Genomic DNA, 22,737 nt, shown 5'->3' on the forward strand with positions numbered 1-22,737 from the left:
ATGAGCGAAGGAAATGCAAAGTTGCGCGCGATAGGTGCAGTGCTACTCATTGTTTTGCTAGGTGTAGGGGTTGCACAGTGCAGCTCGAAGAGGAAGATTGAAGATGGGGTGAACGTGGTGATTCGCAATCATGCAGCCGATAAGAATTACTCCATTTTGCTGGCGGATATGGACTTTAGAGATGACAAGTATTACCATAAATACGATGTGATCTTGATGGACCCAGACTCTACTTTCCGGGAAGAGCACACAGATTGGATGGAGGTTTCACCACCGTATTTTCAAAGGTGTCAGAATGCTATGGGGATGGAAGTGGCGTCCTGTGTGAATGGTAAAGTTGAGCAGAATATCGCTCCTCCTGGGTATTCCAATCACGTGGGGAATCCGCACTACGGTCGTTGGCACGGCGGTTATTGGATTTTCTTCTCTCGATATTCTTGGTTGGGATCGCGGTATCGCAACTCGTACTATCGTCCCGATTACAATTCCTACAATACATATAGCTCCAGCTACCGAGCGCACAATCGCGATTACTACGGCCAGTCTGGTAAATATGGAACCAGTGCGTATACAAGTACCCAGCAAGGGAAGTCGACCACATGGGGGGGAAGATCTCCTCAGTTTAAGAACAATGTGAGAAGCCAAGTTAAACGATCAGCGACGAGATACACGCGTTCTTCTACGCGCTCTCGATCAGGTGGATTCGGTAAATAGAAACAGGATGGAAGAATATATGACCGATATCAAAGTGGGACTTGGATACGCAGTAGGGGCTATAGCTCTGATATGGTTTGCCAAGTACATGTTGACCAGCTTTCGCAAAAACCTGAACATTCGACAAGAACTTACAGAACATGATAACCTCGCCTTTGCCTTGGCTATTGTGGGGTATTTCGTGGCGGTGATCATCGTGATTGCGAGTGCCATTGTTGGGCCATCTCATGGTTGGACTCAAGACATGCTTGCCCTCTTTTTCTATGGATCCATCGCCATTTTATTGTTGAATCTTTCGGCCATGCTGAATGACAAAATCATCTTGCGAAACTTCTCTATCCGCGATGAGATTTTCCGCGATCAAAATGCGGGAATGGGTGCCATTGAAGCGGGCAATTACATCGCTTCTGCGCTCATTGTATTTGGAGCCGTTTCAGGAAGTGGTGTAGATTTTTTCCCGGAACACTCCAGTGGATATTGGTTGTCGGGATTGATTACTGCTGTTGTTTTCTGGATGGTAGGTCAAATCCTCCTATTCGGGTTTACTCATTTCTACAATCTCATCGTTCCTTTTAACATACACGATGAAATAGAGAAGGATAATGCAGCGGTAGGAGTTTCTTATGCCGGAGTGTTAATCGCAGTAGGTTTGTTGATTGGTAGTGGAATTAGTGGTGATTTTGTGAGTTGGGCAGACCATTTTACTTGGCTGGGAATAGAGGTCGGTATTGGGTTGATCGCACTTCCACTTATTCGTTGGATAACCGATGTGATCTTGCTTCCGGGTGCTAAAATCACGGATGAGTTGGTGAATCAAGAAAAGCCCAATGTGGGTGTAGGCATCATTGAAGCTTTTGCTTACGTGGGCGGTGCAGCGATTACTCTATTGGTTGTATAATTTGATGAACGCCAAGTCGACATTACTCAAGGCAGCCCTCTTTGCAACGGGCTTCTCTGGAATCGTTTCTGAGTACGTGCTTGCTACATTGGCGAGCTATTTCTTGGGGGATTCCATCGTGCAATGGGCATTGGTCATTTCTCTTATGCTCTTTTTCATGGGGATTGGCGCTCGAATCACCCGTCAGATTGAAAAGAACGTCTTTGCATGGTTGGTAGGGACAGAGTTTTTACTCTCCATTATCGTTTCGCTATCGGCACTGCTCACCTATGCCTTTGCCGCTTATTCAGATTTTACAGGGTTATTGATCTATTCCATTTCTGCACTAACAGGGTGCCTCATCGGAATGGAACTCCCCTTGGCTATTCGACTTAATGATCAATTTGAAGTACTTCAGGTCAACGTGTCGAATATTCTGGAAAAGGACTATTATGGGAGTTTGGTGGGCGGCGTGTTTTTTGTTTTTATCGGTTTGCCCTATCTCGGATTGGCCTACACACCCATCGCGCTTGGATTAGTGAACCTACTAGTAGGCATCGCTTTACTCAATGTTTTTCCAGCATTTGGTAAATGGGGGAAGATGGGGTGGAATGCTCTAGCCTTTGTGCTCGTGGCGTTCATCTCAGCGTCATTCGCTTTTGCAGATCATGTGATTCAGTACGGAGAACAAAAGAATTATTCCGACAAGATTATCTATCAAGATCAAAGTCCGTATCAGAAAATAGTCATCACTCAGTGGAAGAATGATTTTTGGTTGTATTTGAATCAGAACCTACAGTTCTCAACGATGGATGAACCGCTTTACCACGAGGTTTTGGTTCACCCTGTCATGCAACTGCATCCGCACCCTACCCATGTGGCTATTTTGGGAGGAGGCGATGGATGCGCGGTTCGCGAATTGTTGAAGTACGAATCCATTGAGTCCATTACGCTGGTCGATTTAGATCCTGCTATGGTGGAGCTGGCCAAGACGCATGATGTTCTGGTCCGACAAAATGATTCGTCTTTTTATTCGCCCAAAGTGCATATCTACAACGATGATGCCTATCATTACATGGATACTTCACGTGCCTTATACGATGTTATTATCCTCGACTTGCCCGATCCTAGAACGGTAGAGTTAAGTCGGATGTACAGCTATGAGTTCTACTCCATTTGCAAGCGTCAACTTCGTCCTGGTGGTGTACTCATCACCCAAGCGGGGAGTCCCTATTTTGCGCCGAGCAGCTTCAGGTGTATCGATCTCACCCTTCAGAAGGCTGGATTTTCCACCTTGCCCATCCACAATAATATCCTTACCATGGGAGAGTGGGGGTGGGTTATCGGAAGCGCAGATTCAACTTCGAAAAACGAGCTCATCCAACGTGTGAAGGCCGGAGATTGGGAGGAGCTTCCATTGGAATTTATGAATGGCGAAGCGGTGAGTTTGATTACGTCATTTGGTCAGAATTACTTTGAGCAGAAGATCGATTCCATTCAACCCAATCACGTACACGACCCCGTGCTGTACCACTACTATTTAAATGGAAGATGGGATACCTATTGATATGAAGGCAGCTATATATTCATACAATGTGTGGGTAGGGGAAGTCGACGGAAATCGATTGCGAGACTTGCTAGATTTCACTTTGTACCGTGCGGGATTTGAGGTGTTAAATTTCATGGAACACCACTTTGAACCGCAAGGCTATACGGCAATTTGGCTGTTAAGTGAAAGTCATTTGGCGGTTCATACCTTTCCAGAGGAAGCCAAAGCATATATAGAACTCAGCAGTTGTAATAAGACAAAGAATGCCTTATTTGCTGAGATAATTTCTCCTCTTGGAATAAAGGAAGTTCGATAGATAGAGTAAATAGTACACTTTTGTCAGAATCCTCTATTTTTATAGGATGAAGACAACGACCATCCTCTCTCTAAAAGGCCTTGCCCTTCTTACCTTTCTTTTCATTTCATGGAGCTGTAAGAAGGATGTCAATTCCAGCACATCCGGTTCCAGTTACACCGACCCATTCACGCAAATGCCCGCTACCGAAGATGTTGTAATGTATGAAGTGAACCTTCGTGCGTACAGTGAGAACGGCGATTTACAAGGCGTGATGTATCGTTTGGATGAATTGGAAGATATGGGAGTAAACGTCATTTGGCTCATGCCGATTTACCCAGTTGGACAAGTGAATTCAGTGAACTCTCCGTACTGCATTCGGAATTATATCCAGGTGGCCTCTGAGTATGGCAACTTGAGAAAACTGAGAGAGTTTACCAGTATGGCGCACGATAGAGGAATGGCGGTGATGCTTGACTGGGTTGCCAACCACACGGCATGGGATCATCCTTGGATAGAAGAAAATCCAGGTTGGTATACGCAGGACGGCAATGGCAATATTATTCATCCTCCAGGTACAAATTGGCAAGATGTGGCTGATTTGAATTTCGACAATATGGACATGCGTGCTGCCATGATCGAATCAATGAAGTATTGGGTGGAAGAGGCCAATGTGGATGGATTCAGATGTGATTATGCCGATGGTGTACCCTATGATTTCTGGGTAAGTGCAATCGATAGCTTGAGAAATATTCCAGGCAGAGAACTCTTGTTTTTTGCTGAAGGGAATAGAGCCGATCATTTTGCAGCTGGATTTGATATGGCTTTTGGATGGAACTACTATGGAGCCATCAAGAATGTATGGAATGGTCAGGCAACTTCGTTGATGCGCAACACGCATATTCAAGAGTATAACAATGCTCCCGCGGGAAAACACTGGGTAAGATTTACCACTAACCACGATGAGTCAGCATGGGATGCTACGCCTATGCAAATTTTCAACGGAAAGAAAGGTGCACTGGCGGCATCTGTTGCTACCATTTTCACCGGTGGAGTCCCTTTGATCTATGGCTCTCAAGAAGTAGGAGTGACAGGGACCATTCCATTCTTTTCCAACACTCAAATTGATTGGAGCAAGAATGGAGATATGCTCGCGGAATACGAGTCTCTTTTGTCTTTCTACTCAAAGAATAAAATTGCCAGAACAGGCGTAAATACAGATTACTCAGATGATGATGTTCTGTGTTATGTGAAATCCTTGAATGGCAAAGAACTGCTCATCATTGTCAATGTTCGCAATACCACGGTCTTGTATGATATGCCTTCAAGTGTTGTTGTTGGAGATGATTGGTACGACGAAAGAGATCAAGTGAAGTACGATTTTGGATTGCAGCTTATTCTGGAACCTTATCGCTATTACGTGCTGTCGAGATAAGCGATTCCTTAGCGATCACGCTGACGAAAGCGCCAATGTCTATTGCGTGTAAGGTGCTTTGAATCAAATGACCTATTTCCGACGAAGAATGTAAGGAAGAGTGAATTAGTTCTCTACTCGGATCAGTTGAAGAAATAGAGTGTCCAATGCCTGTTCCATGCAATCGCCATTTTCAAGCGCAAGACATTTTAGGGAATAGATATTTAGGGTGTCATTCGCGAAAACGAAACCGAAGCGTTTAGGAAGAGAGCGAGAGGTGCCAAGTTCCATCATGTCCACATCCAGTCCAACGTCGTAGTAGTCTATAAGCGGACTATAATGTGTGAGGCTATCCAAGCCTTTAATCTCGCCGTTGGCGGAAAGGGTAACACGTCGACCATGGTTCTTGTACTCTCCTTCAAACAAGATTTTTTCTACAATTTGAAACTCGTGTGCACTTTCGAGTAGCGTGAATTTTTCGGAGCCGATGATCAGTGTGTCCTTCTGCATCGAAGCGCGGTATTCCGGCTTTGAATTCGTGGATGAATTGAAGAATCCCAATTCTCCATCATAGGTTTTGACATACGTTGGTGTACCCTCATGAAAATTCCAGATCATCATAGAGGGCTCTCCTTCCTCCGACACTTGAATACCAGAGAAGTCAACGCTTTGCTGTGCTCTTTTCGGGGATTTCGACGAGCGGAGGTTCCTGACATATTTCACATTTACCCAGAACCCGCTTTGCAATCCATGTGGTTCGGTGGATGTAAGTGTCGGGTGCATCGAGCCGTCTACTGTATCAATCGACTCTTCCGTCACCTCTACATCAGATTCTTCGCTGGAAGAGCAGGATCCTAAAAGAAGAGAGAGAAGTGCGAATGCCCAAATTTTCATGAGAAAGATGGTTTGGGTAAAGGTAGAGAAATCCCCGCCTCACTCCTTTTTATCAGATTAAGGAATGGAGATAGTTGGCGGCATCATTCAATCCCCTCTTTCTAAGGATGAATACCTTAAACACCTCGAATTTTCCAATTTTGACTGGTCTAATTTAAGGGAGGACATCAATTCAACGGGCTTTCCCTAGCGTTTGTCTATGTAGTTGGGCGAAATAGGAAAAGTTAAAACCTAAAAGTGTCACGTTTTACTCGATGCAGGATTGTTGCAGATAAAGATTTTGTAGTTTCAAGTCAATCTATTACTTCTCTAAAGAATGAATAATCCTGATGCTCCAATCTCTCAATCCACGGAAGATAAATTTGAGAGGAAACTTTTTGCATATAATCTTGCTGATTCAATTTTAAATCGTTCCTCATCCAGTCCAATGACTATAGGCTTATATGGAGTCTGGGGGTATGGGAAAACTTCACTACTTAGGATAGTTAAAGAGCGACTAACCATGGATGATGAGAATGTAATTCTTGTAGAGTATAATCCTTGGATGTTTAAAGATGCAGATTCTTTAACGTTAGGTTTTTTAGCCTCATTAAAGCAAGCCATCTCTAATGATATTAATAAGGATAAGACTAGATACAAGAAATTATTCAAGAAGTGGGGAGTGAGAATTTCAAATTTCACGAAGGATTATGGAGGAGTAACACAGGCTTTTAGTGTTTTAGGAGTCACGATTGATGCATCGAAATTATTTGGCAACTCTAAGAGTCAAAATATTATACTCCAAAAGGATAAGGTTAATGAACTTATTAAAGCCTCGAATAAACAAGTTGTTATCATAACTGATGACATCGACAGGCTCAACAAAGAGGAGCTAAAACAACTTTTCAAGCTGGTGCGAATGAACGCTGACTTTGAAAATACTACATATCTCCTATCATTTGATAAGGAGGTGGTAGCTAATGCTATTTCTGAAGATTATGGTGATTCAAACATCAAGGTTGGGAATGAGTTTCTTGATAAGATTATTCAAGTTCCATTGATTATCCCCTCTATTCAAGAATTTCAATTATCAGCATTTTTTTTAGAGCAACTTACAGCCACTATCAAGGACTCAGGTGTTGTTTTTACAGAGGAGGAGTATCGAAACTTTGACAGACTAGCTACGGAGATACTCTTGCCTTTGGTTGAGACACCAAGAGATGTAGTACGAGTTTCGAATGCAATTGGATTCTCAATTCGGCTAATGCCAGAGGAATTGAATGTGCTTGACCTTTGCCTTCTGGAAGCTTTGAAAGTGCAGCAGTTTGAAGTTTACTCTTGGATTTGGAGTAATGCAAATCTTCTAACGGAGCCTTTGTTTATTTCAGGGGAGAATTCTCCGGAGAAAGAGTTTCGTGATAATATAAATTCCGCTATTGAGTCTCTATTGGCAAAAATTAGCGAGCCGGACTGTATCATTGTTTGCAACGCACTTTATTCTCTATTTCCTTGGGTTGAAAAACCTCATAGAAATCTCCCATTCCTGCATGGAGAAGTTAATGAGTATGTCAAGCCTAGAGGTATAGTGAACAGAGATTATATAATGAGATATTTTTCGTTTGCAATAGGTGAGAAGCAAATTTCTGAAGTGGAGCTTAGTCATATGCTCTCTGCTTTGGAAGCTTTTAATATGGCAGAATTGAAAGTTGAACTTGATAAGTTAATTGCGAAATCGTCTCTTTCAGAAGTAATTGATAGGTTAGAGGAAAGAGAGATCAAGTCTAATGAGCTTGAGAGAATTATTTATGCCTTCATTAAAAGGGATAATTCAGAAGGTCTAGCTCAACATGGGCCTATTATGCTAGGTCGATCAAGATTGGCTGCTTTCATCAGTAATTCAATGCGGAAATTGCAATCACTTGGTGTTGATGTCTTTTCAATAGCTGTTCGGATGATGAATGAAGCAAATCCTTTTGGATACGCGTACGCTCTGAACAATGAATTAAGGGCAAAATATGAATCGGGTAATCAATTGTTCACGAAGGAAGAATATGATAGATTGGGAGATGTTTTATTGAAAAGAGCACAAGGGAGTCTAGATTCAAATGCCATTTTCGAAAAACATGATGGTAATGAATTGGGGTTTCTTTTTCGCAATTGGTATCGGGTAGACCCCGAAGGGCTTTTGAAACATGTTACCTCATTTATTAAGGATAACCCTAAGCGTGTTGGAGACCTCATTTTGGCATTTGCACCAATAGCTATTGGTGGTCGAAGCCCAGAGCCTTACAAATCTGATTTTTCTCAGGAGAGTTATATTCATTTAACGTCATACGTTGATGGGCGGATAATAGTGAAAGCAATATTAGCTGCCAAATATGATTCTAACCTTGACAATGTGAAATGGGATGGCTGGGAGAACGTCCAAACTAAGGAGAATGCAATTCTACAATTTCTGCATTGGCATGCTAAAAAGTATGACGCAGATTTGTTACTCGGGTATGAAGAAAGCTGAGGGGGTTAAACAGTTTAGTTGTTTAAGAGGTAGGTATGACAATGGGGATTGTGTATTAATTTCTATCCCATGAAATGAAGCCGGTGAGCTTGTGATAATTGAATATTCATTCCCTGCTTTTAATTGAGAAGTGGATAATCACCTTCTAAACGAATTTGCTCGATTTGCCGGTGAGAAAGGTAAAAGGATTATGGTGCAGTGCGGAGTTGCTTCTGATGAGATAGCGGAGAAGATTAATGAAAGACTTATAAGTATGAATACTGAATATGATGAAGTAGTGGATGTAGTTCCTTATTCAAGTACTAGGGAGTTTTATTTTTCTAACCTGATTTAGTGATATCGTAGTTATGATTGTGTCAAGTTGATTCAAATATTTGACACAAATATGACATGATGAAAACTGTTCTGAAATGAAAAACCCTGACTATCATTTCGATAATCAGGGTTTTTTCTTCTTTGTTGCCCGACTAGGACTCGAACCTAGACTGACGGTACCAAAAACCGCTGTCCTGCCATTAGACGATCGGGCATCCTCATTTGGGACGGCAAATATAAGGTAAATCTGTTTTTACCTAAAAGAATTTTTGGGAGGAATTTTTAGGATTTTTTCCAAGCGATGTGAGTTCGTGCAGCGATGTAGGCAATGATAGGAGTGATAAGTGCTGAAAATGCGATGTTTACAGGCGTTGTGAAGAATGTGGCTATTAGGTGGAGAAGCATCAACCAAAGGGGGGTGCCTAATCCAATAAAGCCCACTTGAAGGGTGGATTTGAAGTCAACCCGGTGATGCTTGGCAACGCGATGTTTCGTCAACCAGAACACCGGAGCGTTGATGACAGAGAACCCGATATAGAAGGGAGTGCCTGCGATTTTCCACATTAGATCCTTCCACTTTCTTTTTCGCGAGATAGCATTCGACCACGATTGAATCTCTTCATCGGAGGCAATCAAAGAGGATATGGCATCAAATGCAATTCGGTTCATGTGGTTGAGTCGGACGGCCATGGTATCTCCATCTACCTCTAAATTCAGGGGTTTGCCAAATACAACTCGTACATCAGGTCCCCAGTCCTGCCAATCGGAGTACTCCATAACCACGGGGATTACGGCGGGTTGGATGCCTATGGACTGAGCATCGAGCACTAAGCGTGCCCATCCCTTCTTTAACGGACGTAGTGAGCGGAGAGGCGCGCTACTTCCCTCGGCCATAATGGTGCACGATTGGCCAGCAGCGAGATAGTCGCGCAACATGTGCATGGTTTCTGGGAGCTCATCAGTAATGGCCTTTCTACCGTGGTCGGCTCTGTGCATGGGGAGAATTTTCAAGAACCGGAGAAGTACGGCGACTTTCGGATTCTTGAAGAGATCGGCTCTGGCTACAAAGGCCGGTCGACGATCGGTTGCAAAGCCCAATGAGAGCGCATCGGGTAGGTTGTTTTGATGGGTGGTGACGAATAGAACGGAACCTTTGTGAGGTACATTCTCTAATCCGTGAACCGAGTAGGTTCTACAGTACAGTTTGATGTACATCCACCGCACATAGCGATAGAGAGTGGTGTATGCCCACGCGGGCTTTCCCAAGGGGGTCATGTTAATTCTGTTAATGTAGACGGACGTCGTCTCCAGTAATACGCCAAGATGAGTCCTGCTACAATATGCCAGATGCCCCACCATGCCGTTATAGCGGCCATTCCCCCGATGGGTAAATGTGCAGGAAAGATGTTGGGATTGAGGAGCAGCACAAGGCCGAGTCCACTGTTTTGTATACCCATTTCGATGGAGACGGATTTTCGGTCGGAGTAGGGTAAACGGTTCATACCTGACCATATCCATCCTCCTGAGATTACCACGGCATTGTGGATGAGAACTACGGTGAAGATGGCCGAAATATGCTCCAGAAAGGCTCCGGTATTTTTGCTAAACGCAATGACAACGATCGCGATGAAGGCCAGTATGCTAAACTTTCGCAATGGGTCTTCGATTTTAGCCTTGGCCACGGGATAGTATTTCGCGAATAGCATGCCTAATAGTAACGGAAGCCCTAGCAGCAAGAAGACGGATTTACCCACTTCAAGGACGTCAATTTGTAGACTTTGCAAAAGGGGGTTCTCTGCGGATCCCATTATCCAATCGGTGTAGACTTTCCCCCAGAAATAGAAGTTAAATGGGGTGAGCACAATGGCGAATAAGGTGCTGAAGGCCGTCATGCTCACGCTTAAGGCAGTGTTTCCCTTGGCCAGGTGAACCATAAAGTTCGAAATGTTTCCGCCTGGGCAAGAGGCTACGAGTATCATTCCCATGGCAATGCCTGGAGAAATGAAGTCGTTGAACAAGTAAATGAGAATCGTCGTGAGAATGGGGAGGAGCAGGAGTTGGCCTACTAAGCCTACGACGATAGATTTGGGTTTTCTGATGACCTGTTTGAAGTCATTTGCACCGATGCCGATAGCGACACCAAACATCACAATGCCGAGAATAATATTGAGCAGCGTGAGGTTTTCCGAGCTGAGGTTGAGCTCTAAACTATCGAGTTCGGTTAAGGAAGAAGCCATAAGTTCCGTTCAGTAGAATGGACTAAGAACGGAACTTATGGAATAGGTAGCAAATTCTACTTATAGTGGAATGTTGCCGTGTTTCTTGCGTGGAAGTTTAACTGCTTTATTCTCAAGCATCTTAAATGCCTTGATGAGTTTTTCGCGAGTTTGTTCTGGAAGGATCACTTCATCTACATAACCGCGAGCGGCTGCTCTGTAAGGATTAGCGAAGTTTTCAGCGTATTCGGCTTCTTTCTCTGCCAACTTCGCCTCTGGATCATCTGCGCTAGAAATCTCCTTTTTAAAGATGATTTCGGCTGCACCTTTAGCTCCCATTACAGCGATTTCTGCACTTGGGCAAGCATAGTTCATATCCGCTCCAATGTGCTTGGAGTTCATCACGTCGTATGCACCTCCGTATGCTTTACGGGTGATGACCGTGATGCGAGGAACGGTTGCTTCACTAAAGGCGTACAGTAGTTTAGCGCCGTTGGTAATGATGGCGTTCCATTCTTGATCGGTACCTGGAAGGAATCCTGGAACATCTTCAAATACCAAAAGTGGAATGTTGAAGCTGTCGCAGAAACGCACAAAGCGAGCACCTTTTTGAGACGATTTGATGTCGAGTACACCTGCTAAGAAGGCAGGTTGATTGGCAACCACCCCGATGGATCTTCCGCCAATGCGAGCGAATCCCACTACGATGTTCTCAGCAAAGTCTTTGTGAATTTCAGCAAAGGTACCCTCGTCCACAACCTCGCTGATTACCTCACGCATATCGTAAGGTTGGTTGCTGTTGTCAGGAACAATGTTGTTCAATGCCGGACGCTTCTCGTCGCCTGGAGTATAGGCAAGAGCTGGAGCTTGTTCCTCACAGTTCTGCGGCATGTAGGAGAGCATGGTTTTGATCCCTTCAATACAGGCTACTTCGTTCGGGTAGGTGAGGTGAGTAACTCCAGATTTAGAAGCGTGAGCAGAAGCTCCTCCGAGTTCTTCACTCGTTACTTCTTCGTGGGTTACAGTTTTCACCACGTTAGGTCCAGTTACGAACATGTAGCTCGTGTTCTCCACCATCATGATGAAGTCGGTTAACGCTGGCGAATAAACTGCGCCACCGGCACAAGGACCCATAATGGCGCTGAGTTGAGGAATAACGCCAGAGGCTTGAGTATTTCTGTAGAAAATATCTGCATATCCACCGAGTGAAACCACACCCTCTTGGATACGAGCTCCACCCGAATCATTCAATCCGATTACTGGTGCACCATTCTCCATGGCGAGATCCATGATTCGGCAAATTTTTTCGGCGTGAGCTTCTGCCAATGATCCACCAAGAACGGTGAAATCTTGAGCAAAAACGTAGGTTAATCGTCCGTTTAAGGTTCCGTATCCGGTCACTACCCCATCACCGTAAAATTTCATTTTATCCAATCCAAAAAGATTGGAGCGATGTAGCACTAGTGAACCTATTTCTTCGAAAGAACCGTCGTCAAGGAGAAGTTGAATTCTCTCGCGAGCAGTAAGCTTTCCTTTATCGTGTTGTGATTGTACTCTCTTGGGACCACCGCCTTGGAGTGACTCTTCGCGGATTTCCTTTAATGTATCAAACTTCTCACTCATGGTATTGCAATTGGAAACGCAAGATAAGCATTGAAGCGCAGGGTGAGAAGGGGTTTTTTGGGAATCTTGTCCAGTCAAATAGGAGGTGAATGGGCGGAGGATTTTTGCTGCGATTCACTCGGTGATATGGAGCGATACTGCTCTTCAAGTTGTTGAATCACAAATTTTTGGGTAATTGGGTTAGCTCGTAGGAAGTCTGCTGTCACTGCACACCCTATTCCCATCCCTGAATTCTTGTTAGATGGGGACGTGAGTGAATATGTGAGATAAAGGGGTGGCCGTGAAAAGAAAAGGCCCGGGTGAATCCCAGGCCTTTTATTGTGTTTCATCTCTGAAGTATAGGATCAGAGTTTAGTCATTCAGTTTCAATACGGCCAAAAAGGCTTGCTGCGGAATTTCCACGTTTCCAAGTTGACGCATTCTCTTCTTACCTGCCTTTTGCTTTTCGAGTAGCTTACGCTTACGCGAGATGTCACCACCATAACACTTGGCTGTAACGTCTTTTCTCAAGGCAGAAAGCGTTTCGCGAGCCACAATCTTAGCACCGATTGCCGCTTGAATGGCTATGACGAACTGTTGGCGTGGGATGAGTTCTCTCAGTTTCATACAGAGCTTTCGTCCAATGTCTTGCGACTTGCCGCGGTGGATCAAAGCGCTCAAGGCATCAATCGGTTCTGAATTGAGAAGGATGTCGACTTTCACCAAATCCGATTGACGGTAGCCAACAGGATGGTAATCAAATGAAGCATATCCCTTAGAAATGGTCTTCAATCTATCGTAGAAGTCAAAGACGATTTCTGCCAAAGGCATGTCAAACGTGAGTTCAACACGATCAGAAGTTAGGTAAGTCTGACCTACAATTTCACCACGCTTTTCAATACACAAGGTCATCACTGCACCAACAAAGTCACTTTTTGTAATGATTTGTGCCTTGATGTATGGTTCCTCAATTCGGTCGAGAATAGCTGGATCTGGGTAGTCAGAAGGGTTGTTTACGATGATTCGTTGTTCCTTGTCCTTCTTTGTATAAGCGTAGTACGACACGTTTGGAACCGTAGTTATCACGGTCATATTGAATTCGCGCTCCAGTCTTTCCTGGATGATTTCCATGTGAAGCATTCCCAAGAAACCACAACGGAAACCAAAACCTAGGGCTGCAGAAGTCTCTGCTTCAAAGGTGAGGGAGGCATCGTTCAACTGAAGTTTTTCTAGAGAAGCACGAAGTTCTTCAAACTCTTCGGTGTCTACGGGATAGATGCCGGCAAAAACCATCGGTTTTACTTCTTCAAAACCTTCGATGGCGCTGGAGGCAGGGTTTGCCTTAGTGGTGATAGTATCACCTACCTTCACCTCTTTAGCTTCTTTAATCCCGGAAATGATGTAGCCTACGTCGCCCGACTTGATTTCCTTTTGAGGGAATTTGGTCAATTTGAGCGTACCAATCTCGTCGGCATCGTATTCTTTCCCCGTGTTCATGAATTTCACACGGTCACCTTTCTTGATAGTTCCATTCTTCACACGGAAAATGGCTTCAATTCCTCTAAAGGAGTTGAATACGGAGTCGAAGATCAATGCTTGAAGAGGAGCGTCATCGTCTCCATCTGGAGCGGGAATTCGATCGACAATTGCTTCGAGAATCTTGTCTACTCCTTCTCCTGTTTTCGCAGAAGCAAGAAGGATATCTTCACGCTCACAACCAATTAAGTCGATGATTTGATCACCTACTTCTTCTGGGTTAGAGCTAGGAAGGTCGATTTTGTTCAGGATAGGAATGATCTCCAAATCGTGTTCTAGCGCGAGGTAGAGGTTGGAAATCGTTTGAGCTTGAATACCCTGAGTTGCATCAACAATCAAAAGAGCACCTTCACAGGCGGCAATTGATCTTGATACTTCGTAGCTAAAGTCAACGTGACCCGGAGTGTCAATTAGGTTGAACTTGTAGGGGTTGCCATTCAAAACGTAGTCCATTTGAATAGCGTGACTCTTAATAGTGATCCCGCGCTCGCGCTCCAAGTCCATGTTGTCCAACAACTGAGCTTGTGCTTCACGAGCTGTCACGGTTTGAGTCAGGTCAAGCATTCTATCGGCCAAGGTGCTCTTACCATGGTCAATATGAGCGATAATGCAAAAATTGCGAATGTTCTTCATCGTATTCCTTCAGCGTACTATGGTCGGCAAAAGTACGGTTTTTCAACACCCTAAACTACTGTCTTTTAAAGTCCGTTCGGCATGATGGTTGTATCGGGATGGAAAAACATTTCGCCATGTCTAGAATTCTCTCTCTACTTGTCCTAGTTTTTGGTCTAACCTCGTGTTATACGGTGAATAATACAGTCACTTCTTCGTGGCGAGCTTTGCCTGAAACGACCTCCAATGACACCTCATATCAACTGATTTCCCCCTCCTGGAATGGTGTCAATATCGTTTCTACACCCATTTTCAGCATGGCTATGAGTGCTTGTGAATCCACTACGAGATATGAAGCCTACTGCTTAACCGTAACCAATAGAACAGAAGAGGATCAGATGCTTGCTCCTCATTTTTTCGCCATTACACACAGTGATGAATTACCTGTTCTCTGGAGTGAACACAGTCTCGCTTGGGACAATAACGATGTTTGGGAACTGGATCAAGCGCGATCGCGAGCGTCCAATTGGAACGTGAGTATGATGACCCTCACTATTTCTTCCATCTTCATTGTGTTGGGTAGTCTCGGCCCACCTCAAGCCTTGACTACTGGTCGTTTTGGAGTTTACGATCCCAATGTAGAATACTACAGCGACTTAGTTGGACTCCGCGTTCTTACTCCTGGAGAGACCGCAACCTTTAACTTGTATTTTGATGATAAGGCTTATGAGTCGTATCGCAAGATTTGGTTTTCAACAGATGGCGGCTTCCAACATTCTCCATATACATTTACCTTTGAGAGAATAACAGGAGTTAGAATGTGATGGCTGAATTACCAGAAGATTTAGATCTCGTAGGGCTACTGAAACGCGAAGGTGTTTTGGGAAGTCCTATTGATGTAGGCCGTGGACAACGTTTGATACAGCCGGGTGAAACGGAACGTCACATCTATTTTATTGAAAGTGGCGCGTTCAAAATCTTCTTTGAGCATGGTGATGAAGAGTACATCACACGTTTAGCATATTCTGATGAACTCATCACTTCCCTCGATAGCTTCATTACTGGGGAACCCACGACGTATTACATTGAGGCACTTCGGAGCTCGGTTATTAGAAAGGGGAGAGTGGAAGCCTACCGATCCTTTATCAAATCATCGCCTCAACTTCACGATGTATGGAATACCTTGCTCTCCAATTTGGTTTTTCAACAAATGGAACGCGAAGTGGATCTGCTGATTCCAGCTCCTCAGGAACGCTATGAACGAGTGTTGAAGCGGAGTCCTAAACTCTTTCAGGAAGTTCCATTGAAGTACATCGCATCGTATTTGAGGATGACTCCGGAAACCCTTTCGCGTGTCATGAAATCTTGATTTCAATCAAGACCAATGCCGAGGATGTGTTGAATCTTTGCTTCAAATATCACTGCTATGAAAGGGACATCTTCGCAACTAATCAATGACTTAGAAAAGAGAACACGCCAACTCATTTCGTGGGCTGAGTCTTTACAATCAATGGATGAATCAGCATTAAACCGCAAGGAAGAAGAGGGACGATGGAGTGTGTTAGAGTGCTTGGAACACTTGAATCGCTATGGTGATTTTTACCTCCCAGAAATACAATCTCGGATGGAGGCTGCGGCCAAGATTCCCAGTGCACAGTTTAAAAGCTCTTGGTTGGGGGAATACTTTGCAGATAGTATGATTGCGAAGGAGAAATTAAACGCGATGAAAACCTTTAAGAGCATGAACCCAATTGGGAGTTCACTCACTATCGCCACCTTGAATAAATTCATCGAGCAACAGCATCAAATGCTTCGATTGCTGCACAATGCACGAAGTGTAAACTTATCCAAAGTCAAGACGAGTATAAGTATTTCGAAGTTGATCAAGCTGCGACTTGGAGACACGTTTAGGGTAGTTATTTATCATAACGAAAGGCATCGATTGCAGGCTGATAAAGTCCTTGCCAACACCTCTTTACTAGAAGTGGCAAACTAAGATGAAATTCTGATTTTCGAAAAGTTTTGCTGTGAGATGAAGGAAGGTTTGAAGAAAATTTTGTGTGGGTAAATATAATGCCCCACCTCCCTTCACGAACAAGTTACAGCGCTCAGTGATAGCACGCCAACTTTAAACGGATACAAACGTTTGCAGATGTCTATGCCTGAAATGGACATAAAAAAAGCCCTCCGAAACTCGGAGGGCTTTCCTATATCTATGGGGAAGATCTATTAGAAGATGCCCAAGAATTTTTTACGAGGATATACCAAATCCATTTCTTCAACAAGGTGACCCGCACCTGCGTACTTGTCAACGATGAAGAGAACGTAACGGATATCTACTGAAATAGTGCGTTGCAAATCTTTCTCAAAGAAGATATCTCCGCTCATTGCTTCCCAGTTTCCATCAAACGCACAACCGATCAACTCGCCGTCGCCATTGATTACAGGAGAACCGGAGTTACCACCAGTGATGTCGTTGTTGCTGATAAAGCCTACTGGAAGTTCGCCATTCGCATTGGCATACTGACCATAATCTTTGTTGTTGTAAAGCTCTACCAAACGATCTGGAACGATAAACTCACGATCATCGTTGTCCATTTTTTGCATGACACCTTCTAGCGTTGTGTAGAAATTGTACTCTACAGCATCGCGAGGGTCGTACGACAATACGTTTCCGTAAGTCACGCGCATAGTAGAGTTCGCATCAGGAGCGTACATCTTGTCTGGATTCATTTCGCGAATACCAGCCGTCCACAAACGGTAACCTTTTTCGAGCATTTCGTCCGCTTCTGGGTTGCCTCCGCTTTGGTAGATTTTGAATAAATCTGCACCAGCGCTTCCAAGCATATCCGACTTCAAGATTGAATCCACTGGATTGTCTAACCAATCAGCTAGACGTTCTTTACTAGTGAAGAGTGATGTGTTGTAAGCTTCTTCAGTCCATGCTGCAAAATCACCGTTGTAGTCTTCTGCAACCGTTGCGAAGAATTCGGGTTGTTGATCTGCTGGAACGTTTTTAGCGTACAATGCGAAAAGTGATGCCATCAACTTCTTGTCGGTAGGCAAGTGCATTTCAGAGTAGTGCTCATCTGCTTTTGCAAGGATACCTTCTTTAGCCGAGGCTTGATCTTCAGCTTCAAGAGTCATGTAGCGCTGAAGACCGAAGTATCCGCGGAAAGCGTAAAGAGTTGTGTTAGCTCCAAGAAGGCCAGCTTCAAGTACGTATACATTACCCACTACATTTTCGCGTTGTGCGGCGTACCCTTTCTCGAGTAGGTCAAGGGTTTGACCATACTTAGCCTTGCGACTTTCATCTGCATTCACCCAAGAGCGGAAGGCCTCTTCTTGCGCCTTCTTCTTGTCGAATACGTGGTTGTTGATCAACTGCTCAGTCTGACCAATGAAGTACTTCCAGTAGTTTGCCGTTTGAGCAAAGCTGGAAGCCAACATGATGTCCACTGCTTCGTCTGCGTCCATTGCTTCGCGCATGATGGCAAGCTTGAGGTCGCGTACTTCAACAACAGCCGGGTGGTGAAGCTCAATGGCTTCTTTCACACCGAATGAACTTAGGTAACGGTCGGTAGAACCTGGATAACCGAAGATCATTGCGTAGTCACCTTCTTTGCGCTCCTTCATGGAGATTGGAAGGTGGTGCTTAGGCTTCATTGGAACGTTGTCTGCGCTGAATTCGGCAGGATTTCCTTCTGCGTCCGTGTATACGCGGAACATAGAGAAGTCACCAGTGTGACGTGGCCACATCCAGTTGTCAGTATCGCCACCAAATTTACCTACGCTGCTAGGGGGAGCACCTACTAGACGAACGTCATTGAACTTTTGGTAGATAAAAAGGTAGAACTCGTTACCGTGGTAGAACGACTTCACTTCAGCTTCGTAGCCTTTGCCTTCAGAACCTACATTCTCTACAATTTGCTCAGAAATCTCGGCGATTTTCGCAGCTCGTTCTTCTTCAGACATAGCCTCGTTGAGCTCATTTGTGATTTGCTCTGTAACGTCGTCCATGCGAATGAGGAAACGAACGAAAAGACCTGGGTTACCCAATTCTTCATTTCTGTTCATCGCCCAGAAACCATCTCTCAAGTAGTTGGCTTCAACGGTAGAATGGCTGCGGATTGCATCGTAGCCACAGTGGTGGTTCGTAAGGATAAGTCCTTCGCTTGAAATGATTTCACCCGTACAGAATCCACCGAAAGAAACGATAGCGTCTTTAAGACTGCTGTGGTTAATGCTGTACAATTGTTCTTCAGACAAGTTGAGACCGTGCTCTTGCATGTCTTCGTACGTACGATTCAGCATCATCGGCAACCACATACCTTCACCCGCAAATGCGCTGAGGGTAATCATGAAAGTGCCGAGTGCTAAGATGTATTTCTTCATCATTGTGGGAAAATTATCTTGATTTACTCATGTTGCGCAAATATAGCTATCCTAGCCCAGCTTCTGTGGGTGTTGTAGCTATTTCTGATAGGGTTTAGGTGGGATTATGCGCGCTCCACTCCAGCTTTGGAACGTTGATGGATGGTCTTCTCAATAGAGTTCCACAACATTAACCTTGCCTCCAATGCTTCCACAGAGGCGTCTTCAGCTTCCATCCACTTTTGCTCGTCATTGCCACAGAGTTCGGTGATCATTCTCAAAGCCATCGGACCGTGTTCGTCGCCGTCTAATTCAATGTGACGATCGAGATAGTAAACGAAAGCGTCCAGTTGGTTTGGGAATTTGTTGTGAAGTTCTTTGACAATTTCCGTGAACATGTCGGGAATTAGATCTTCTCTTCCATAGGTGAATGCCGCTGCCATTTCATGGACCTTTCCGCGCTTAATAATAGCGTAATTGGCTCTTAAATAATGCAAAATGGCTTCGTCGAGTTCCGCTAAATTGTACTTCAAAATGTCCTTCACTTTGAAGCTTCGCTGCAGTGTTTGGATGAAGTGGTTAACCGGTCGTGTATTTGCACCAGCCTGACGCATCGCGTCGAGATAGAGTTCATAGTGTGAAGCCGGATTTCCCTCTGGATCTTCGTCGCTTTCTTCCGCCAGAACAATCTCATTCACTAACCTTCTGGCCAGTTTGCTTTCAGTTGGAACCCAAGCTTCATCAACGGAAGTGAGTTGTTTTTGAAGCCCTTTCAATAAACTCATGAAATCCCAAACAGCAAATATGTGACTCTCCATGAACCGACGAAGGTCGTCCATGGTGTTCAATGAGTCGTACAGGGAATGCTCGAGAATACGCTTTCTCAAGGGCTCAATGCGATGTTCTATTGCAGTGAGGTGGGAGTTTTTCATTGGGGGGTGAGGAGTTTAAAGTTTGAGGGGTTTGAGGGGTTTGAGAGGTTTAAGGAGTTTGAGGGGTTGTGGTGTTGGTAGGTGTTGATCACTCTTCCTTCATCCCTCACTCTTTCCAAAAGTCAATGCACCCTACTTTGGTTTCTTGTACACGGGAACGGTTGAACAAGCCTCGCCGTACATCAAACTCTGAACGACGGGGGTGAGTTTTTCAGTGAGTCGGATGAAAGCTTGAATAGGAACCGGACAATCGGAACAACCCTTAACGATCACGCGTTTTCCGTGGTATTGATCGATGTCAAGATCATCTAAAATTGACTCAAATAGAACCGCTTCGAGCTGTTCGAGGGAACCAAACACGGTTCGAACGGAATGACCATTTAAAGCGTTGGCTACGAGTATCCATGCCCATTGAGGAATGATGGCATCGACACTGCAGTACACAGCAACATAGCTATCGTTGTACTGAGACCAATCGTGTTCTGCGATGTAGTTGCGAAAGTCCTTCTCGCGAAGTATTTGTTGCTCGTACAACCACGGTGCGATGTCCAGTTCAAATCGATTTCCTCTAGGATAGAACTCCTGAAGGTCGATGTTCACCAAACCGCTATTCGCAATCTTATTTACTATTTCGTCTGCCATATTTATTGATACAGTCGATATCCCTTTCTGTTGCCATCGGTTTCTACCGCGGAAAGAATGGTCGTATCGGATTTAACCACCGATTGATTCACTGCACGTTGATGGAGTTTCTCGTACATCGAAAAATCAATGGGAGTTCTGCTGCTCAAAACAGCATCGAGTTGACATTTGTTTGCTGCGTCTTTCCATCCTTCACGTACGATGAAGTGGAAAACTTTGGATTTACTGCCACTGCCGTAAGATAGGGCTCCGATTTTTGAACCCGTGATATCCGTTTCCTTCTGAGCCGCTCGGTCTAGGGTGCTAATCAGCGCCATGAAGATGGAGGCTGTATACATGTTTCCAATTCGGCCACTAGCGTATTCGCCGTCTGCAATGTTGTTTGAAACATAGCTTCGGTAGTGATCCGATTTACTCCAGGCTCGAACGAATTCTACTCGATTTTCCTCCGTATAACTCAATCCTATGGCTGTTTCAATTTCGGCGATTGCGCCTCTCTCGCTCCATAGATCGAGTGCAATATCTGGCCACATACGTCTTCCTTGGAATGCGTAGGGTAAATGAAATATCAACGCATTCCAATCTTTAGTGGGATGCTCTCCTGTTAGATTCATGTACATCCCAAGAGCTTCGCGAACGCGATTTTGGTAACATGAATTCGAATAGGGGCCATCAAAGACAGGGGCTTCTCTAAATTGGTCGATATAGGCTTCTGGGGTTCCCCAAAAATCGTCGGAAGCACTTGCTACAAGTTGTTCGGCATCTGATTGAGAGATTTCCTTTCCCAATAGTTTTGCAGCTTCTTTAAGCAGATATGCTTTCGCAAAAGTTCTTCTCGGCTTAAAGAAGTCGCTCACGCTCTCAATTGCAACTCCCCAATGTGTGCTCACTTCGGCTACACGTGGATTTTCGGTAAGCCAAAGTGTCACGGCACCCGCTCCTTGGGTGTATTCACCCGCTGAGTTCGGGTCGTATTTGGCAACATCGGAAGCAATGACAAGGGCCTTTCTATTTTCACCTAGACGGATCCAGTCTAAAGCGTTTTGAAAGGCATCCACCCCGCCAACACAGGCGAATGTCATGTCTACCGCATCGCAGTGCATCATGGAGCGTTTCCCAAACTTCGCTTCAAATCGACTCTCTAAAATTCCCAGCACATAAGTGGCTGTGGGTTTGGCTGCATCTACAGCACTTTCGGTTCCCAGATAAAGCCGACCAATTTCACCAGGTTGAATGTCGTTTTCTTCAATGACCTTCCAGGCTGCATCGGCTGCAAGTGTAGTTGCATCTTGATTGTAATCACACACGGCCATTTCCATCAAACCCAAACCTTTAACGAGTTTGGCTGGTTCAATGTTTCTCTTCACCGCCAATTCAGGGATGGGAAGGTAAAGGGAAGGAATGGCGAATTGAAGGGCGTCAATGCCTACGCTTTTCTGGATCATCGGAAGTAATTTAGAAGGGGTGAACCTACGAAATTGTACAATTCACACTAACTAAAATTCTATTAAAACATTCCGAGCTCAAGACGAGCTTCTTCGCTCATCATATCTTTCGTCCAAGGCGGATCGAAGGTGATTTCAACTTCAACATCTTTTGCTTCGTCAATGCACTTCACCTTTTCCTCTACTTCTACGGGAAGAGATTCGGCGACAGGGCAATTGGGAGAAGTGAGTGTCATTAAGATGTGAACGTCTCCGTCTTCCGAAACCTGTACATCGTAAACAAGTCCGAGTTCGTAAATGTCCACCGGAATTTCCGGGTCGTAAATAGATCGCAAGACATCAACGGTGTCGGCGCCTAATTTCTGCATTTGGTCTTCGTTCAATGCCATAGCTGTGGTCATGCTGTTTTGGACTGAAAAGCAAGAGCGTAAAACTTCATTTGTTTAATCATACTCACCAATCCGTTCGCTCTTGTGGGTGATAAATGTTCTTTCAAGCCAATTTGATCCACAAAGGTCAAGTCGGCATTGATAATGTCTTCTGGTTTTTGTCCGCTCAATGCACGGATCATAAGGGCAATAATCCCTTTGGTGATGATAGCGTCACTATCGGCAGTAAACTGTACAGTTCCATCTTTGAATTCGGCGTGAAGCCAAACTCTACTTTGACAGCCTTTAATGAGGTTATCATCAACCTTGTACTCTTCATCAATCAAGGGGAGTTCTTTTCCCAATGAAATGATGTAGTCATACTTGTCCATCCAATCCTCGAACATGTCGAATTCATCGACGATCTCTTCGGAAATAACTGCTATACTCTCACTCAT

Annotated in this window: 20 protein-coding genes and 1 tRNA gene; 9 read left to right on the top strand and 12 right to left on the bottom strand. The window is 44.5% G+C overall.

The features are described 5' to 3' along the window. The 5 genes from F8C82_RS13855 to F8C82_RS13875 are packed head-to-tail and all read left to right on the top strand — an operon-like array spanning position 1 to position 4,870. Positions 1–714, top strand: a complete 714-nt coding sequence (locus F8C82_RS13855) for a hypothetical protein (RefSeq protein ID WP_151694216.1) — start codon at positions 1–3, stop codon at positions 712–714. Between the two features lie 7 nt (positions 715–721). Continuing rightward, entirely contained in the window at positions 722–1,612 is an 891-nt protein-coding gene (locus F8C82_RS13860; RefSeq protein WP_151694217.1) for a DUF350 domain-containing protein, read from the top strand. Positions 1,613–1,616: 4 nt separating this feature from the next. Next, on the top strand, positions 1,617–3,158 hold the full coding sequence (locus tag F8C82_RS13865; protein ID WP_151694218.1) for a polyamine aminopropyltransferase: 1,542 nt from the start codon (positions 1,617–1,619) through the stop codon (positions 3,156–3,158). Between the two features lies 1 nt (position 3,159). Then, positions 3,160–3,456, top strand: a complete 297-nt coding sequence (locus F8C82_RS13870; protein WP_223279603.1) for an S-adenosylmethionine decarboxylase family protein — start codon at positions 3,160–3,162, stop codon at positions 3,454–3,456. A 46-nt stretch (positions 3,457–3,502) separates the two neighbouring features. Next, a complete protein-coding gene (locus F8C82_RS13875; protein ID WP_151694220.1) occupies positions 3,503–4,870 on the top strand; it encodes an alpha-amylase family glycosyl hydrolase in 1,368 nt (455 codons plus the stop codon). Positions 4,871–4,975: 105 nt separating this feature from the next. On the opposite strand, the gene F8C82_RS13880 is transcribed toward F8C82_RS13875, so the two are convergent. Next, complete coding sequence (locus tag F8C82_RS13880; protein WP_151694221.1) at positions 4,976–5,743, bottom strand: hypothetical protein; 768 nt, start codon at positions 5,741–5,743, stop codon at positions 4,976–4,978. A 316-nt stretch (positions 5,744–6,059) separates the two neighbouring features. Between F8C82_RS13880 and F8C82_RS13885 the strand changes: the two genes are divergently transcribed. Next, complete coding sequence (locus tag F8C82_RS13885; RefSeq protein ID WP_151694222.1) at positions 6,060–8,237, top strand: KAP family P-loop NTPase fold protein; 2,178 nt, start codon at positions 6,060–6,062, stop codon at positions 8,235–8,237. Positions 8,238–8,696: 459 nt separating this feature from the next. On the opposite strand, the gene F8C82_RS13890 is transcribed toward F8C82_RS13885, so the two are convergent. The 5 genes from F8C82_RS13890 to lepA form a co-directional block, all read right to left on the bottom strand. Then, positions 8,697–8,767, bottom strand: a tRNA-Gln gene (locus F8C82_RS13890). Positions 8,768–8,834: 67 nt separating this feature from the next. Beyond that, positions 8,835–9,818: a 1-acyl-sn-glycerol-3-phosphate acyltransferase gene (locus F8C82_RS13895; protein WP_170266280.1), complete on the bottom strand. Its 984-nt coding sequence runs from the start codon at positions 9,816–9,818 to the stop codon at positions 8,835–8,837. 5 nt (positions 9,819–9,823) lie between these two features. Then, positions 9,824–10,789: a bile acid:sodium symporter family protein gene (locus F8C82_RS13900; RefSeq protein WP_151694224.1), complete on the bottom strand. Its 966-nt coding sequence runs from the start codon at positions 10,787–10,789 to the stop codon at positions 9,824–9,826. Positions 10,790–10,849: 60 nt separating this feature from the next. Beyond that, entirely contained in the window at positions 10,850–12,391 is a 1,542-nt protein-coding gene (locus F8C82_RS13905) for an acyl-CoA carboxylase subunit beta (protein ID WP_151694225.1), read from the bottom strand. Positions 12,392–12,742: 351 nt separating this feature from the next. Continuing rightward, a complete protein-coding gene (gene lepA, locus F8C82_RS13910) occupies positions 12,743–14,539 on the bottom strand; it encodes a translation elongation factor 4 (protein ID WP_151694226.1) in 1,797 nt (598 codons plus the stop codon). Between the two features lie 116 nt (positions 14,540–14,655). Here lepA and F8C82_RS13915 point away from each other — a divergent pair, with 116 nt between their 5' ends. From F8C82_RS13915 to F8C82_RS13925, 3 genes are read left to right on the top strand one after another with little or no spacing between them, the layout of a single operon-like run. Then, the gene (locus F8C82_RS13915; RefSeq protein ID WP_151694227.1) at positions 14,656–15,342 is read left to right on the top strand and encodes a hypothetical protein; all 687 of its coding nucleotides are present in this window, start codon (positions 14,656–14,658) and stop codon (positions 15,340–15,342) included. Then, complete coding sequence (locus F8C82_RS13920; RefSeq protein WP_151694228.1) at positions 15,342–15,887, top strand: Crp/Fnr family transcriptional regulator; 546 nt, start codon at positions 15,342–15,344, stop codon at positions 15,885–15,887. Before F8C82_RS13915 ends, F8C82_RS13920 begins: the two co-directional genes overlap by 1 nt. Before the next feature lie 57 nt (positions 15,888–15,944). Continuing rightward, positions 15,945–16,514, top strand: coding sequence for a DinB family protein (locus F8C82_RS13925; protein ID WP_151694229.1), 570 nt, complete (start codon positions 15,945–15,947; stop codon positions 16,512–16,514). A 233-nt stretch (positions 16,515–16,747) separates the two neighbouring features. Here the strand turns inward: F8C82_RS13925 and F8C82_RS13930 are convergent, their stop codons facing one another. The 6 genes from F8C82_RS13930 to F8C82_RS13955 form a co-directional block, all read right to left on the bottom strand. Then, entirely contained in the window at positions 16,748–18,916 is a 2,169-nt protein-coding gene (locus F8C82_RS13930; RefSeq protein ID WP_151694230.1) for a S46 family peptidase, read from the bottom strand. A gap of 101 nt (positions 18,917–19,017) precedes the next feature. After that, positions 19,018–19,731, bottom strand: coding sequence for a DUF3050 domain-containing protein (locus tag F8C82_RS13935; protein ID WP_407675828.1), 714 nt, complete (start codon positions 19,729–19,731; stop codon positions 19,018–19,020). Between the two features lie 225 nt (positions 19,732–19,956). Beyond that, positions 19,957–20,466, bottom strand: coding sequence for a DUF2480 family protein (locus tag F8C82_RS13940; RefSeq protein WP_151694232.1), 510 nt, complete (start codon positions 20,464–20,466; stop codon positions 19,957–19,959). A gap of 2 nt (positions 20,467–20,468) precedes the next feature. Beyond that, positions 20,469–21,911 carry a hydroxymethylglutaryl-CoA synthase family protein gene (locus tag F8C82_RS13945; protein ID WP_151694233.1) on the bottom strand — a complete coding sequence of 481 codons (1,443 nt, stop codon included), beginning with the start codon at positions 21,909–21,911 and terminating at the stop codon, positions 20,469–20,471. Positions 21,912–21,973: 62 nt separating this feature from the next. Continuing rightward, entirely contained in the window at positions 21,974–22,312 is a 339-nt protein-coding gene (locus tag F8C82_RS13950; RefSeq protein ID WP_407675827.1) for an SUF system Fe-S cluster assembly protein, read from the bottom strand. Next, positions 22,309–22,737 carry a SufE family protein gene (locus F8C82_RS13955; RefSeq protein WP_151694234.1) on the bottom strand — a complete coding sequence of 143 codons (429 nt, stop codon included), beginning with the start codon at positions 22,735–22,737 and terminating at the stop codon, positions 22,309–22,311. Before F8C82_RS13955 ends, F8C82_RS13950 begins: the two co-directional genes overlap by 4 nt.

Source organism: Phaeocystidibacter marisrubri, from assembly GCF_008933165.1.
Classification (GTDB): domain Bacteria; phylum Bacteroidota; class Bacteroidia; order Flavobacteriales; family Schleiferiaceae; genus Phaeocystidibacter; species Phaeocystidibacter marisrubri.